We start from the raw sequence: 15,533 nt of genomic DNA on the forward strand, positions 1-15,533 counted from the left end.
GGCGCAATATCTTATTCGTACAAGCTCGTATCCTTTCAGCGTAGGGGAAAACCCCAGGCTTTTTCCTGTTGGCAGGCTCCTTTCCTTCACTCTCTCTTGTCCCCCGAATACTATGGAATGGAAGTTTTTTCAGTCCCAATGAATAAGCTTTCCTCTTTCCGCTCAGAATAGAAGCAAAGACCTCAAGGAGAACAGGAGAGTGAAAAGCCGTGAACGTACACAGAGGAGATATCTACTATGCCGACCTGAGCCCTGTGGTGGGCTCTGAACAGGGCGGCGTGCGGCCCGTGCTGATCATACAGAACGACGTGGGCAACCGGTTCAGTCCCACAGTCATTGCCGCGGCCATTACCAGCCAGCGGGACAAAGCTGCCCTGCCCACTCACATCGAGGTGGACGCCCAGGGCAGCGGTCTGATCAAGGACTCGGTGGTTCTGCTGGAGCAGGTCCGCACCCTGGATAAGCACCGCCTGCGGGAAAAAATGGGCAGGCTGGACCAGCGCTCTATGAGCAGGGTCAATCAGGCCCTGTCCATCAGCTTTGGGTTAGGCCCTACATAAACCTCTTATGTAGACGGCTCCCCTGGGCGCGTTCCCACAAGCGTTTGCAGGCAGCTTCCCCATTCAGCCTATGGGAACGCCCCCTATTTCCCCGGCCCGTGCCAAAAGCACGGGCCTTTCGTTTGCCAGCTCCCCAGCCAGCACCTCGTCCAGCAGCCGGCGCAGCACAGCCCCCAGCTCCGGCCCCTGGGGCAGGCCGAGGGCCAGCAGGTCGCCGCCCCCTACCGCCAGGTCCCTCAGGGTCAGGCAGGCCCCCTGGCGCAGCAGCCGGCCTCCCAAAGCCTCTGCCTGGGCCAGCAGCCCAAGCCGCTCCTGGGCCAGCCCCGGCGCCTGAGCCAGCACGTCCCCCCGCATCAACAAAAGCAGCCGGCCAAAGCCCTCCTCTCCCAAGGCGGCCAGCAGACGCTTCACCCGCTTTTCCGGCATGGGCAGAGGCTCCCCATGCCGCTCTACCAATGCCGACACCGCCGCCTTCCGCTGGTTGGAAAAGCACAGCCTTTCCATCAGCGTCCGGGCGATCTGCCCGCTGATTTTAGGGTGGCCGTAAAAATGCGCTCTCCCATCAGGCCCCATGCTTTTGACAGACGGCTTGCCACAGTCGTGCAGCAAGGCCGCCCACCGCAGCACAGGCTCCTGGGGCACCCCATCCACCGCGTGAACTGTATGCCCCCAGCAGTCAAAGCAGTGATAGGGGCTCTCCTGGGCGCACCCGGCTAACGGGGCCAGCTCGGGCAGAGCAGCGAAGACGAGGCTGGGGTAGTACGCCAATGTCCGCCCGGCAAAGGGGCCGCAGAGCAGCTTGGTCAGCTCCTCCTGCACCCGCTGGCCCGAAACGCCTCCCAGCAGCCCCCGGGCCTCCTGTGCCGCCTGAACAGCGGCAGGGTCCAGCGCAAAGCCCAGCGCCGCCCCAAAGCGCAGGGCCCGCAAAATCCGCAGGGCGTCCTCGTCAAACCGGCGGGCAGGGTCGCCCACACAGCGCAGCAGACCAGCCTTCAGGTCCCTCTGCCCTCCAAACCGGTCTGCCAGCCCCCGCTCCGGGTGATAGGCCATGGCGTTTATAGTGAAGTCCCGCCGGGCCAGGTCCTCCTCCAAGCAGCGGGCAAAGGCCACCTGCTCCGGCCTGCGGTGCCCGGAGTAAGCCCCGTCCACCCGGTAGGTGGTCACCTCCACCACCCCTGCCTCCGTCCCCACCCCTATAGTGCCATAGTCCATGCCCGCCCGCGCCAGAGTGCGGTCTCCAAAGCAGGCGGCGGTCTCTTGGGGCAGGGCGCTGGTGGCCACATCCCAGTCCGCAGGACTCCGGCCCAGCAGGCAGTCCCGGACACAGCCGCCCACACACCAGGCCTGGTGGCCGGCGGCCTCCAACCGGGCCATCACCTGGCGGACATGGGAAGGAATCGGGATGGTCACGGGCAGGCCTCCTTTCGTTTTCTTTCATTATACTGCCCTGGGGCAGGCGCGTCAAGAGAATGCCAAGGGAAGCGCGCCTGTCTGAAAGGGCCAAACTCCATGACTGAGTAAAACATGCTGTGGACCAACCTACTCCACAGGCAAAGCCTTTTTCCATTACTCAAAAAATCCCGAAGAAAACCTCGATAGTTTGGTCACTCCCCCGAACGCCGCCCAGTTGACATCTCACCGGGACCTGTGGTATTATGGAGAAAATAACATCTTGAGGAGTGTTTGATTTGCCTTTGCTCAACGAATGGAGAGACTACGCCCAACAACAGCAGGAGAAAAACGGCCCCAGCTTCTGGAAGGAGTATTTTGACCAGGAAACCCAGTTCTATAAGCAGATCCTTACCTCCAAGCCCCGCAAAAGCACGGTCCAGTCCTACGCTAAAAAGTTTGGTGTGGACCTGATCACCATGACCGGCTTTCTGGACGGCATCAACGACAGCCTGAAGACCCCCAACGACCTGGACAGCCTGGAGGCCGACTCTGAGGTGAGCCTGGCCTATGACATGGAGCTGCTCTACAAAAACATGGTGGACGCCAAGGCCGAGTGGCTTTACAATCTGCCCGAGTGGGAGCCCCTGCTCACCCCCGAGCGCCGCAAGGAGCTCTATCGAGAGCAGAAAAACTCAAAAACCGTGGTAAAAGGCCCCAAAATTGGCCGCAACGACCCCTGCCCCTGCGGCAGCGGCAAAAAATACAAAAAATGCTGCGGCAGAGACCAGTAAACCTCCCCGCTGCTTTCCGGCTGACCAGGGCCCAGTCCCGGTCAGTCTTTTTGTTTTCTTCGCCGTTTTCTGCAAATAATCCCGCCTTGCCCGGGCACACTAAAGCCATACTTCTCAAGCAAGGATGGTGGCCTTATGAAAAGCATCTCTCCCCAGGAATACGCTCAGGCCGTAAAAGCGGCCTCTCCGCCCTCCCCTGTGGTCAAGGACTGCGCCCTGGCCTTTCTCACCGGGGGCCTGGTGTGTACCCTGGGCCAGCTGCTGTGCCAGCTCTATCAAAATCTGGGCCTGGACCTGCCTCAGGCCCGCATGGCGGTGTCTGTCAGCCTGATTCTGACCTCCGCAGCCCTCACCGCTCTGGGCTGGTACGACAATATCGCCAAATACGCCGGCGCGGGGGTACTGGTTCCTATCACCGGCTTTGCCAACTCCATGGTGTCCCCGGCCATGGAATTCAAATCTGAAGGCTTCATCACCGGCCTTGGGGCCAAGCTTTTCACTGTGGCCGGGCCTGTGCTGGTGTTTGGCATTACAGCCTCGGTAGTGTACGGCCTGATTATCTTCATTTTCCAGATTTAAGGCTTGCTGGTTTTGGGGGACAAACAGGATTCCCGTTTTTGCTGACAGCAAGGCCCTCCCCCTCTCAAAGGCTGGCTTATAATTGGAGGGTGGCTCAAGACCTTCCTTTTCTGGAAAAATGGGCGCGGCCTTTCAAGCTTGTTTGAAAGCAGAAGAGGACAAATGCAAGAATGTTCGACGCAGAAAGCGGCCTCTCTGCTCAAAAAGATAGTGTTTTCGATTTTTCAAACAAGCCCTAGCCGCTTGGCCCGGCGGCAGTCTGAACCTCCGCCGCTGCGCAGCTTTGGCAAGGCCATGAGCTCGCCCCGTGCCATACCCCGACCGCATACTCGCACCTTTTACCGGCGGTACAAATCCGGGTTCCGTGCTGCGGTCAGGGGAACTTTCCTTTGCAATCCCTCAAATCGGGGTTGCAAATTTTTTATTCTCCATAAAGAAAACGGCACAGCCTGCGCCATGCCGTCTCAACCCCAACAGGTCATTTTTCGCTCTTATCTGTGAATCAGCTTACTCAGCAGCCCCGATTTCCCAAAAATCTTCACACTTTTCAGCCAGGCCGGCTCAATGCGTTCCAGCACCACCTGGGGGCACTCGTACTGGGACAGCTTCTTCTGGGTCTTCAGGCTCTCCAGCAGCTGGTTATACTGCCGCACCGTAATCTCCTCGCAGTCCGGCCGCAGCACCTTGTAGTTGCCCGGCTTGGCATATTTGAAGACGTAGAGGAAGTCCGCCCACTGGCCATACTCTGTCAGGCGCACATATTGGTCGGGCACATCCAGCGTCAGGCGCACCGAGCCGGAGACCTTGCCCCCCGTATTCTGCTTTTTGCCCTTGACCACCGCGAACACCGGGCACTCGCAGTGCAGCCCAAACATGTCGATGAGCGCGTCATACTCCCCCCGCAGTCTCAGATTGGGCTTGGCCCGGTACACCTGTCCAGCCTTCAGGGTCTTCAGCACCAGCTGGGACTGGTAGGTCTGCAGTATCATGCTCCATCTCTCCTTTCTCCTCTTCCTGCTGCTCCTGAGCGAACCGCTGGGGCGTCTTCACCGCCCAGTCGTACAGATAGGTGTCAAAGGCTCCCACCCGGTTGGGCCGGATGAGGAACCGCCGCAGCAGGGCGTCCTCGTCCTGTCCTGTGCCGCCATAAAAAGCGTCGGCAATGGCCCCGGCAATACAGCCCACCGTGTCCGTATCGCAGCGCACGCTGTACACATTGCGAATGCAGCTCTCCCAGTCCTCGGACTCGAGAAAACACCGGATGGCCAGGGGCATGGTACCCTTGGCGGTAACGTCAAATCTGCCAAAGGGCCGGTAGAGCGCCAGGGGGCGCAGCACCCGGTACCGGTATTTCTTGTGAATATAATAGGCGATCTCCGCCTTGCTGGCCCCGGTGCGGGCCATATATACCGCAGCGGCGGCGGCCTGGGCTGCCTTCACCCCCTCCGGGTGGTCGTGGGTACACATGGAGCTGGCCGCAGCCTCCCGCTCTACCAGCTCAAGGCTGTCAAAATGCCAGCCGATATAGCTCACCCGCATGGCCGACCCATTGCCGTAGCTGTGGTAGCCCCGCTCAGACTGGGCATGGAGCCAGCTTTTGAACATGGGCCCATACCCCGCCTGCATATATCGCCGCCCGAACTGCCGGTAGGCCCGAAAATAGGGCACGCCGGTGAGCAGGGCGTATTTGGTGGCAATGGTCAGCACCGTGTCGTCGGTATAGGTGCTCATGCCGCTGAACAGCTCCTCCGTGCGCCAGTCAAAGCGTTCCGGACGGGTAAACTCAAACCGTGACCCGGCGATATCGCCCAATATCGCGCCGTACATGCCCTCTCCTCCCCCGTTGGATTCCCTTTCATCCCACTAATATGCAATGTATGCCCCGCAGCGTCTTTCCGTGCCCGGACCCTTTCAAAACACCCAATTCGCTTTTGTGTTCCCGTTGATACAATCCAAACTCCTTTTGTATAATTATTCAAATAGATATCCACCACCATCTTTATCTGTATCTATAAAGATGGTATTCTTATTTTCCTTTTGCTTTACACCATAAACTGCTATGACATCCTCACCATCTCTGTCAAATATAGTTGGCATTATCTCTTTATTAACTTTTGCTGCACTAAGAAATTGTAAAAAGTGCATTTTCCCCTCTAAAGATGTTACTTGTATTGATACCTTCTTATTTGTCGTTTTATCCCTTAGTCTAGCTGCCAATCCATTCTCAGATTCGTATTCTTCTATGTAGCACTCCCACCTAGTCATTTATCACTACCTCCATTTATAATATTTAGTTGATATATTTTTACCAGGAACATGAAGTCGAATTGGGACTTTCAGAAAAGTCCGCAAGACACTGGTTCTCTCTCTTATTATCCATTATAGCACAGTCCCCACGCAAATTTCCACCGACATTTTGCACAAAAAGAAAGAGGCCGGGTCAATCTGAACCCGGCGCTCTGTGAAAAAATCAGCCCTGACGGAAGGTGCAGCACTCGGTGCCGCTTTTGCTGGTGACGTCGCCGCAGCAGCAGCCCACGCATACGCACTCGGCCTCGCACTTGCAGTTGTTGTTGTAGGTGCAGTTGTGGGCCTTGCAGTCAATAGAGGTGTCGGGGCTGGCATAAGAGCCGGAGACCGCGTTGCTGCCCGCGCTGGTGCGCTCCTCAAAGGACTCGCAGCAGGTCTGGTCGCTGCAGCAGGCGCCGGGGCCCTCCACCTTGATGCTGGGCAGGTCGCACAGGCTGTTGACATTGTGGCGGCAGGCGGTAACAGAGCACTCCAATTTGTTCTTCATACTGACCACCTCGGGTTCGTTAGAATTTGCAGGCCATTGGCCTTGCTCTCCTTAGCCTGCCCCCAAAGCGGCCGGTTATACCCCAAAGGCGTTCTCGGTAGACTCTGTCTCAAACTGCTTGTTGTACAGGTCTGCGTAATAGCCGCCCTGGTCCATCAGCTCCTGATGGGCGCCCCGCTGGATAATTTTTCCATCCCGCACCACCAGAATCATGTCTGCCTTGCGGATGGTGGAGAGCCGGTGGGCAATGAGGAAGGAGGTGCGCCCCTCCAACAGGGTAGAGATGGCCTCCTGAATCAGCGCCTCGGTCTTGGTGTCGATGGAGGCGGTGGCCTCGTCCAGCACAAAAATGCGGGGGTCGGCCAGCACGGCCCGGGCAAAGCTCACCAGCTGCTTCTCGCCGGTGGAGAGCTGGCCGCCGCCCTCTCCCACATCGCTGTCATAGCCCTTCTCCATGCGCATAATAAACTCATGGGCGTTCACCAGCTTGGCCGCGGCCATAATCTCCTCGTCAGTGGCGTCCAGCCGCCCATAGCGGATGTTCTCCTTCACCGAGCCGGAAAACAGGTGGGGGGTCTGCAGCACATAGCCAATGCCGCTGTGCAGCCACAGCATGCTCCGCTCCCGGTAGTCCCGGCCGTCAATAAGGATGCGCCCCCCGGTGGGCTCGAAGAACCGGCAGCACAGGTTCACCAAAGTGGACTTGCCCGCGCCGGTCTCGCCCACAATAGCCACAGTGGACCCGGCAGGCACCTCCAGATCAAAGTGCTCCAGCACATTCTCGTGGCCGTCCGGATAGCGGAAGGTCACGTCCTCAAAGGTGACCCGGCCCTGCAGAGGCTCCCAGTTCTCCCGCTTGGGGTCCATGCTGGTGCCGTACTTCTCTATGACCTCCGGGGTGTCCGTGATCTCCGGCTTCAGAGCCAACAGCTCGGTCACCCGTTCGATGTTGGCCTGCATGGCCACAAAGCGGGTCACCTGAAAGGCCAGGGCCTGCACCGGCTCGGCAATTTGCAGGGCAAAGCTGACAAAAATTGTGAGCCCCCCAATGCTGATGCCTCCCGCCATGGCCGAGCTGCCGCCCCCCGTAAGCACAAAGGACACAGCCACTGCCGTGAGAAAGCTGATGACCGGAATATAGATAGCGTCCAGCCGGACAGCCTTGATGCTGGTGCGGCGCATACTGTCGCTGACCTCATGGAAGGCCTGCAGGTTCTTGTCCTCAATCACCAGGGTTTTGGAGGTTTTGGCTCCGGAGATGCCCTCGTTGTAGTGCCGGGTGACCTCGGCGTTGATCTTGCGGGCCTTGCGGTTCACCCGCAGAATGCGCTTTTCAAAAAACACGGTAAACACCGCGATAAAGGGCACCACTGCCAGCACCAGCAGGCCCAGCTGCCAGTTGATAACCAGCATAACCACAAGGCAGCTGAGCACATACACGCTGCAATACACCGCGTCTACCACAAACCAGGGAATGCCCTCGGCAATGCGGCCGGGGTCGTTGAGAGCCCGGGCCACAATGGTGCCCACAGGGGTCTGGTTGTAGTAAGAAAAGCTCAGAGCCTGCAAATGGGCGAACAGATCCCGCTTCATGTCACGGCCTATGTACATCTCAATGCGCAGGGCCACGCTGCCCAGGGTAATCTGGCAAAGGGTTTTTACCAGCACCAGCCCTAGGTAGAACAGGGCAAAGCCCATAATGCCCTGGCTGACGCCGGGGGTGACGAACCGGTCCACCACATAGCCCACCAGCAGGGTATAAGCCACCGAGGTGGCCGCGTCGGCCAGCATGGCCGCGAGAATGACCGCGACCAGCCCCCGGTAGGGCTTGATATAGGGGAGCATTTTGCCCCACACCTTAAAGGAATGGAAACGCTCCTTTGGTTTGTTTTCCTTCTTTTCTATATCCATGGAATTCTCCTTACACACGATTTCACAGAGGGTGTGGCCTGACTATTGGAACCACTTTACCTTCAGCACGAAATTCTTCGCATCGCCATAACCGGCCCGGGCATAAAACCTATGGTGGGCCTCATCATTCACGGCGCTCAGTTCTACTCCTGCCGCTCCCAGGGTCCTGACCCGGTTCTCTACCTCTGACAGCAGGGCGGAGCCGAAGCCTTTTCCCTGGCGGCCCCGCTCAATCACGATTTCCTCCAGAGTGAAGGCACACAGGTCGTCATACTGTTTGAAATAACCCATGGCGAACCCCACCGGGACGTCCTCTTCAAGCAGCAGTCCCCATCCGCCGTTCATGCTCAACACCTGGCGGATACGCTTTCCTGCGGTTTCAGCTGTCCAGCAGCCTCCTTCGCAGGTATTATAGTAATCTATATACAGTGGAAGCACCTTAGCGGTATCAGCCACCGTCATTTCACGGTACATACCAGCTCCTCCTTACGACTTCTGCATCTCATAAATCTTTTTATAAATCCCGTCCTGGGCGATAAGCTCCTGATGGGTGCCCAGCTGGGCCACCCGGCCCCGGTCCAGCACCAGAATCTGGTCCGCGTTCATCAAGGTGGTGATGCGGTGGGCAATCAGGATCGTGGTGCCCCGGACATTCTCCTGGATGGACTGGCGGATCTTCTGGTCCGTCTCCATGTCCACTGCCGAGAGGGAGTCGTCAAACACCTTGATGGGGGTGTCCTGCATCAGCATCCGGGCAATGGCCACCCGCTGCTTCTGCCCGCCGGAAATGGTCACGCCCCGCTCCCCGATGGGGGTCTCGTAGCCCTGGGAGAAGTTCTCAATGGCGTCGTCAATCACCGCCATGCGGGCGTACCGGCGCACCGTGTCCAGGTCCTGGCGGCCGGCTCCGTCGGCAATGCTCTCCCGAAAGGTCTTGGAGAACAGGAAGGGCTCCTGCAGCACCATGCCCACGCCCCGGCGCAGGTGCTCCAGCTTCATCCGCCGCACATCCACCCCGCCGATGGACACAGTCCCCTGCCCCTCCGGCAGCTCATAGAGCCGGTCCAGCAGGTACATCAGGGTAGACTTGCCGCTGCCTGTGGCCCCCAGAATGCCAAAGGTGCTGCCCGCCTTAATGGTGAAGCTCACATCCTCCACCACGTCCACGCCCTCGCTATAGCCAAAGCTCACATGGTCGAAAACAATGTCTCCGGTGAGGGGCGGCGTCTGGGGAGAGGCGCAGTCCTTCTCCTCCTCCGCGTCCAGAATGTCGAAGATCCGGGTGGCGCTGATGGAGGTCTTGCTCAGCTCGCTGAGAATACGCCCCAGCTGGGCCACCGGCCAGGCCAGCATGGAGTTGTAGGCTGTAAATGCCAGGAACTCTCCCTGGGTAATGTCCCCTGCCTCTACAAAGAACACCCCCGCCACAATGACCACCAGGGCCTGCAGCCCGGCGAACAGCTCGCCAATGCCCCAGTTGACTCCCAGCACAGTGCCCAGATGGGACCACTGGTCCGCGAACTCCTGGTTCTTTTTGTTGAAGCGGTCAATCTCAAAGCGCTCCCGGCCAAAGGCCCGCACCACCCGCACCCCGGTCAGGTTCTCCTGCACCAGGGCAGTGAGCTGGCCGTCGGTCTGGTCGGCCTGCTCAAAACGCTTGCCGACCACCACAAAGAATATCATGGAGAATCCCATTACCACCGGGATAAAGGCCAGCACCAGCAGCGAGAGCCGCAGGTTCATCAAAAACATCAGCGACAGCGAGATCACAATAGCCAGTACCGTGCGCACCACGGCCATCAGCTGGTCGTTGACAAAATTGCGGATGAGCTCCACATCCTGGGTGCAGCGTTGGATGATGTCCCCGGTCTGGTGGGAATTGTGCCAGGCATAGGGCAGACGCTGGATGTGGCTGAACAGCCGGTCACGCACCCGCTGCACAGTGCCCTCGCTGGCCTTGGCCAGGCTGGTGCGGCTGAGGTAGTTGGTAACCCCCGCCACTGCCGCAAACAGCAGCGCCGCCCCCGCGCACACCACAATGTGGCTGCGCAGGAACTCCCGCCCGCCCAGAGACTCTACCCAGCCCAGCACGCCGGCGGGCAGGGCGAAGGGCTCGCTGTTGATGACCGAGTCCACCGTAACCCGGATGATTTGGGGCGTCATGTAGTTGCACAGAGACGACAGAATCACCGTGACGGCGGACAGAAGGAAGCAGCCCCGCAGCCCCTTGGTAAAGGGGAAAAAGCGGAGAATGCTTGATTTTTTGGATGACTTCTTTTTCATACGCACCTCGTTTTTTGAACCATAGATTGCCTTTTGACACAAAAAGGCACAGCACGGCCAGAGAACCCGCCCGCTTTGACACGAAAAGCGAAAGGTTCCCGGAAACGTACTGCGCCGAAACGTGCAACGTACACGGTTTGCGCCATTGTGTATAGAAAAATGATCAGAGAGGTTGATTCATTCTAGCACTGAAGCCTGGGAATGTCAAGCAAAATTTTGCCAGACGGGAAAGCCGCCGGCAAAACCCCTTCATTTCCCCGGAAATGAGCGCAGAGAAAACGCCTTGGCTTTTCCCCTTCCACTCTGCCCTCAGGCACGGCCTCTCCTTTGAGCCAGGGCTTACGCCTGCCGGTGGGGCTGAACGCTTTTGTACGAGGGACGGATGATCTTGCCCCCGCCAATCAACTCCTCAATGCGGTGGGCGCTCCATCCGGCAATGCGGGAAATGGCGAAGATCGGGGTATAAAGCTCCATGGGCAGGTCCAGCATACTGTAAATAAAGCCGCTGTAAAAGTCCACATTGGCCGAAACGCCCTTATAGATCTTCCGGTCCTTGGTAATGGCCTCCACGGCCAGGCGTTCCACATTCTGATACAGCCGGTATTCCTCGGTGCGGCCCTTCTCCTGAGAGAGCCCCTCCACAAACCGGGCCATGGTCTTGGCCCGGGGGTCGGAGATGGAGTACACCGCGTGGCCCATGCCGTAGATCAGCCCCGAGCGGTCAAAGGCCTCCTTGTGCAGCAGCTTGTAGAGGTAGGCGCTGATCTCCTCATCATCGTTCCAGTCCTTTATGTGGGACTTGATGTCCTCAAACATCTGCACCACCTTGATGTTGGCCCCGCCGTGCTTGGGCCCCTTCAGCGAGCCCAGGGCCGCGGCAATGGCCGAGTAAGTATCCGTGCCCGAGGAGGTGACCACATGGGTAGTAAAGGTGGAGTTGTTGCCGCCGCCGTGGTCCGCGTGAAGAATCAGGGCAATATCCAGCACCTTGGCCTCCAGGGCGGTATACTGACAGTCCGGGCGCAGAATGCGCAGAATGTTCTCCGCAGTAGAGAGCTTGGGGTCCGGCTGGTGGATAAACAGGCTTTGGCCGTCGTGATAGTGCCGGTAGGCCTGGTAGCCGTATACCGAGAGCAGGGGGAACAGAGCAATCAGCTGCATACACTGGCGCAGAACATTGGGGATAGAAATATCCTCGGCGTCTTCATCATATGAATAGAGGGTGAGGACGCTGCGGGCCAGGGTGTTCATCATGTCGCTGCTGGGGGCTTTCATAATAATGTCCCGGACAAAGCTGGTGGGCAAAGTGCGGTAGAAGGACAAAAGGCCGCAGAACTCCTTGAGCTGGCCCTCCTCCGGCAGCTGGCCGAACAGCAGCAGATAGGCGGTGCGCTCAAAGCCAAAGCTGTCGGTGGCGGGCTGGCGGCGGATCAGCTCCTCCACATCATACCCCCGGAAATAGAGCTTGCCCTCGCAGGGCACGGACTTGCCGTCCACCTCCTTGGAGGACACGATCTCAGAGATGTTGGTGAGGCCGGTAAGCACGCCCTTGCCGTTCAGGTCGCGCAGTCCGCGTTTTACGTCGAATCTGGTATACAGCTCAGGGTCGATCCGGCTGTTGCTGACACATTGCTGGGCCAGGGCCTGAATCTCTGGCCGGAGCTCGGAATAAATAGACATGGCGGCGGTCTCCTTTCTTTGGTGTGTTCATTTATAAAATTTTATTTTATAATTTATTATACTAAAGATTTGATAGACGCGCAAGAGGTAAATTGTAAATTATTTTTGATGAAAGACAAGCGCAGTGTTTTTCTGACACTTTTGCGCCTGTTTATTTCTGGAAAGCGAGGGATGCTCTTCATGAAAAAAATCCGCCGTCTCGGCAAAAGCCTGATCATGCTGGCCTGCGCCGCTATCTGCCTGTGGTGCGCTGCCAGCAGTCTGCAAAGCTGGGCTCAGGAGCGCGGCGGCCAGGCCCTGCTGCTGGCCGCCGGCATGAGCCAACCCCAGGCCAGCCCCTCCCCCCCGCCCAGCGCGGCCCCTACCGCCCCGGTATGGGGTCAGAACGGTCTGCTGGCAGAAGAGGACTGGCACACCGTCCACAGCGGCGGCCTGCCTGACGACGGCATCGTCCCCTTCCACAGCGACCTGCTTCCCGGCACTCAGGCCACCCCGGACCCTGACCGGGCCAGCGGGCCGGTGGAGGAGATTCAGCTGGAGGGCGGCGCCCAGATAGACAGCTTTTTTGTGCGGGACTCCACAGACTCAGGCACAGACCTGGCCGCGGAGCTGCTGGAAGACCCGGACGTCCACATGAAGCTGGACGGCAGCGTGGAGGTGCTCATCTACCACACCCACACCAGTGAGGCCTACGCCGCCAGCGCCCCGGGCTTCTACTACACCGACAGCCCCACCCGCACACAAAACCAGGACGCCAGCGTAGTGGCGGCGGGCGAAGAGCTGCGAAAGTCCCTGGAAGCCCAGGGCATTGGCGTGGTTCACGACAAAACCGTGAACGACACCGTGTTCAACGGCTCTTACGACCGCTCCTGGGAGGTGATTCAAACCAACCTGGCGAAATACCCGGGCATTCAGGTGACCATTGACCTGCACAGGGACTCCATGACCACCGAGGCGGGGGTGAAGTATAAGCCCACGGCAGAGGTGGGCGGGCGCAAAGCGGCCCAGGCCATGCTGCTGGCCGGGTGCGACGCAGACGGCAGCTGGGGTGACTTTCCAGACTGGCGGCAGAACCTGCGGCTGATGCTGCGGGTGCAGCAAAAAGCCCAGGCCCTGTACCCCGGGCTCATGCGGCCCTTGAGCTTCTCCAACAGCAAATACAACATGAACGCCACCCACGGGTCCATTCTGGTGGAGGTGGGGACAGAAGTCAACACCGTGGCCGAGGCCCGGTACACCGGCCAGCTGGTGGGGGAGATTCTGGGCGAGACCTTAAAGGAGTGCCGGTGAGGGCAAAGGGCAAGCTTTCAGCACAAGGCGCCGGGCGTCAATACTGCCGCTTGCAGTCCGAATACCCGCATCCCCGCCGCTGTCCTCCCCCCAGTCTCTCGCCCTGCCACCAGACCACACCATCATCCCCTGCCAAAACCCCCGCTGCCCCATCAAACCCTCAAACCGCGACCACAACCCCCAGCTCCCCCCACCACACCCAGCGCTGGCGTGCCAGCGCGCCCCGCGTTTTGTGCGCTGCTTCTGTATATTTTCGTTTTGACCGGGAAAGGTATCCTTTAAAGAATGCTTTCCCGCAAAGGAGTCTCCTATGAAGCAAAACACGCGCTTTTTCTGGCTTGGCCTTGGCCTGGGTCTTTTCGTCCTGCTCACCACTGCCGGCATTCTCACTGTCGACTACCAGGGCCGCAGGCTCAGCTTCGGGGACGCCGTCCCCCTGGCCCGGGTGGAGAAATCTCCCAGCCGGGTAGAGCTCACCGTAAAGGCCTTTGGGCAGGAACGCACCTGGGATGTCACCCGCCTGGAACGGGTATGGCAGTTCATATTGGACTTTGGCTGTATTCCCCAAGCCAAAGAATAAGGAGGGAACAGGGTTGAGCTTGTTGACAACGCTGGTCCGTGAGCAGTGGTCGTTGGGCGTGGCAGGTTGGAGCATGGTAGCGGCGGCAGCCGCCCTGGTAGCCCTGCGGGCCCAAGGCCAGCGCAGCGAGGTCCACAGCGCCAGACAGATCATGAAAAGCGTAGAAAAACTGCTGGGCAAACGCTGGCAATAAGGGCTGGAACAAGCCCCTTGCCGGGAAACGCCCGGCCTTTTTTCATTTCATCCGGTTTTTTCACACAGACGCTGCCGCTCTTGTATCCTGCCCGCAGGTCGATACAAGATGTGCTATTTCACGATTTGTTTACAAATATAATTCTTTTAGAGAAAAAAGATGAGGCGAAATCGGTCTATAATAAGAAAAAATCATGTCAAGGATGTGAAAATTCCCTTAAGAAAGGAAGGAATCGCATGAAATTAAAGTGGAAGCCCGGCAGGGTCAAGCGGTGCCTCTCGGCACTGCTGGCAGCTACGCTGCTGGTACTTACGCCCGTCTCTGTAGCGGCCCGTACCATTGAAGAGGTGGAGGCCGAACAGGCAGAGCTGGAACAGGAGCGGCAGGCCCTTTCCGCCAAGCTGGCGGAGCTGCGGGAGGACGAGGCCCAGAAGCAGGAGTATCAGGAGACCCTGCAGGAGCAGATCACGGTGCTGGAAACCCAGATCACCTCAGCCCGGCAGGACATTGAGGAGCTCAACGCCAACATCCACGAGCTGGACCTGAAGCTGAAGAAGGCTCAAGAGGAGTCCGCCGAGACCCTGGAGCAGTTCCGGCAGCGGGTGGTTGCCATTTACCGGGCCGGGTCGGTGAGCACTTTGGAGATTCTGCTCGCCTCCAACAGCTTCAACGACTTCTCCATGCGCTCGGAGATGCTGAGCAACATGAGCCGCCATGACAAGGAGCTGATTGACAAGATCGAGGCCTATATGGACTCCACCAAGGACGAGCGGCAGGAGCGGGAGCGTCAGAAGGCCAAGGTGGCCGAGCTGCAGAAGGGCATGGAGCAGAAGCAGGACGAGCTCACCGAGCTGTATGCGGAGAACGCCGCCGCCATTGAGGAGCTGCAGGGGGCCCAGGCGGCTACCAACCATGCTCTTTCTCAGAACGAGGAGGAGATTGCGGCCCGGGACAAGGAGATTCAGGACCTGGTTGCCGAGCAAAAACGCCTGGAGGAGGAGGCCCGCAAGCGGGCGGAGGAGGCTGCGGCCAATGCTGCCGCCAACGGCTCCGGCGGGGCAAGCAACCCCGGCGGCAGCGGCTCTGCCACCTGGAACCCGGACGGCAGCAATGTCGCCTCTGGATTTAGTCCGTGCTGGCCCATGCCGGGAGTGTCTTACATTTCAGACGAGTACGGCGGGGCCCGGGGCCACAAGGGCATGGATATTGCCGGCGACTATGGCACAGCCATTGTGGCGGCGGAGTCCGGCAAGGTGATTCGGGCCTGGACGGCAGACAGCTGGGGCATGGGCTGGGGCTACCATGTGTACCTGTACCACAACGGCACCTACAGCACCCTGTATGCCCATATGAGCTCGGTGGCAGTGAGCGCGGGCCAGTATGTGGAAAAGGGTCAGGTGATTGGCTATGAGGGCAACACGGGCGACTCTACCGGCCCTCACCTGCACTTTGAGGTGTGGCAGAACGGCGAGCGGGT

16 protein-coding genes are annotated in these 15,533 nt (G+C 59.0%); 7 read left to right on the forward strand and 9 right to left on the reverse strand.

The genetic code is table 11. The features are described 5' to 3' along the window. Positions 1-209 precede the first annotated feature (209 nt). The gene (locus tag ACTO5E_RS06925; protein WP_482302680.1) at positions 210-560 is read left to right on the forward strand and encodes a type II toxin-antitoxin system PemK/MazF family toxin; all 351 of its coding nucleotides are present in this window, start codon (positions 210-212) and stop codon (positions 558-560) included. Between the two features lie 63 nt (positions 561-623). Here the strand turns inward: ACTO5E_RS06925 and ACTO5E_RS06930 are convergent, their stop codons facing one another. Next, the gene (locus ACTO5E_RS06930; RefSeq protein ID WP_482302681.1) at positions 624-1,970 is read right to left on the reverse strand and encodes a CCA tRNA nucleotidyltransferase; all 1,347 of its coding nucleotides are present in this window, start codon (positions 1,968-1,970) and stop codon (positions 624-626) included. Between the two features lie 269 nt (positions 1,971-2,239). Between ACTO5E_RS06930 and ACTO5E_RS06935 the strand changes: the two genes are divergently transcribed. Then, a complete protein-coding gene (locus ACTO5E_RS06935) occupies positions 2,240-2,743 on the forward strand; it encodes an SEC-C metal-binding domain-containing protein (protein ID WP_482302682.1) in 504 nt (167 codons plus the stop codon). Between the two features lie 135 nt (positions 2,744-2,878). Then, positions 2,879-3,322, forward strand: a complete 444-nt coding sequence (gene spoVAC / locus ACTO5E_RS06940) for a stage V sporulation protein AC (RefSeq protein ID WP_482302683.1) — start codon at positions 2,879-2,881, stop codon at positions 3,320-3,322. 491 nt (positions 3,323-3,813) lie between these two features. On the opposite strand, the gene ACTO5E_RS06945 is transcribed toward spoVAC, so the two are convergent. From ACTO5E_RS06945 to ACTO5E_RS06980, 8 genes are all read right to left on the reverse strand, one after another. Then, positions 3,814-4,311 (reverse strand): hypothetical protein, encoded by a 498-nt coding sequence (locus ACTO5E_RS06945; protein ID WP_482302684.1) that lies wholly within the window; start codon positions 4,309-4,311, stop codon positions 3,814-3,816. Further along, a complete protein-coding gene (locus ACTO5E_RS06950) occupies positions 4,211-5,149 on the reverse strand; it encodes an ADP-ribosylglycohydrolase family protein (protein ID WP_482302685.1) in 939 nt (312 codons plus the stop codon). The genes ACTO5E_RS06945 and ACTO5E_RS06950 overlap by 101 nt, the downstream gene beginning before the upstream one ends. A 144-nt stretch (positions 5,150-5,293) precedes the next feature. Further along, positions 5,294-5,587, reverse strand: coding sequence for a hypothetical protein (locus ACTO5E_RS06955; RefSeq protein WP_482302686.1), 294 nt, complete (start codon positions 5,585-5,587; stop codon positions 5,294-5,296). A gap of 205 nt (positions 5,588-5,792) precedes the next feature. Further along, positions 5,793-6,119, reverse strand: coding sequence for a DUF1540 domain-containing protein (locus ACTO5E_RS06960; protein ID WP_482302687.1), 327 nt, complete (start codon positions 6,117-6,119; stop codon positions 5,793-5,795). A gap of 75 nt (positions 6,120-6,194) precedes the next feature. After that, a complete protein-coding gene (locus tag ACTO5E_RS06965) occupies positions 6,195-8,030 on the reverse strand; it encodes an ABC transporter ATP-binding protein (protein WP_482302688.1) in 1,836 nt (611 codons plus the stop codon). Positions 8,031-8,072: 42 nt separating this feature from the next. Beyond that, entirely contained in the window at positions 8,073-8,504 is a 432-nt protein-coding gene (locus tag ACTO5E_RS06970) for a GNAT family N-acetyltransferase (protein WP_482302689.1), read from the reverse strand. 12 nt (positions 8,505-8,516) lie between these two features. Continuing rightward, positions 8,517-10,313 (reverse strand): ABC transporter ATP-binding protein, encoded by a 1,797-nt coding sequence (locus ACTO5E_RS06975; RefSeq protein WP_482302690.1) that lies wholly within the window; start codon positions 10,311-10,313, stop codon positions 8,517-8,519. 339 nt (positions 10,314-10,652) lie between these two features. Then, positions 10,653-11,993 (reverse strand): citrate/2-methylcitrate synthase, encoded by a 1,341-nt coding sequence (locus ACTO5E_RS06980; RefSeq protein WP_482302691.1) that lies wholly within the window; start codon positions 11,991-11,993, stop codon positions 10,653-10,655. A gap of 180 nt (positions 11,994-12,173) precedes the next feature. Here ACTO5E_RS06980 and spoIIP point away from each other — a divergent pair, with 180 nt between their 5' ends. The 4 genes from spoIIP to ACTO5E_RS07000 form a co-directional block, all read left to right on the forward strand. After that, on the forward strand, positions 12,174-13,283 hold the full coding sequence (gene spoIIP / locus ACTO5E_RS06985) for a stage II sporulation protein P (RefSeq protein WP_482302692.1): 1,110 nt from the start codon (positions 12,174-12,176) through the stop codon (positions 13,281-13,283). A 310-nt stretch (positions 13,284-13,593) separates the two neighbouring features. Beyond that, a complete protein-coding gene (locus ACTO5E_RS06990; protein ID WP_482302693.1) occupies positions 13,594-13,863 on the forward strand; it encodes a hypothetical protein in 270 nt (89 codons plus the stop codon). 13 nt (positions 13,864-13,876) lie between these two features. Next, positions 13,877-14,056 carry a hypothetical protein gene (locus tag ACTO5E_RS06995; protein ID WP_482302694.1) on the forward strand — a complete coding sequence of 60 codons (180 nt, stop codon included), beginning with the start codon at positions 13,877-13,879 and terminating at the stop codon, positions 14,054-14,056. A 236-nt stretch (positions 14,057-14,292) separates the two neighbouring features. Continuing rightward, the coding region (locus ACTO5E_RS07000; protein WP_482302695.1) for a murein hydrolase activator EnvC family protein at positions 14,293-15,533 on the forward strand (1,241 nt) is incomplete at its 3' end.

This window comes from Acutalibacter sp. (assembly GCF_056800975.1).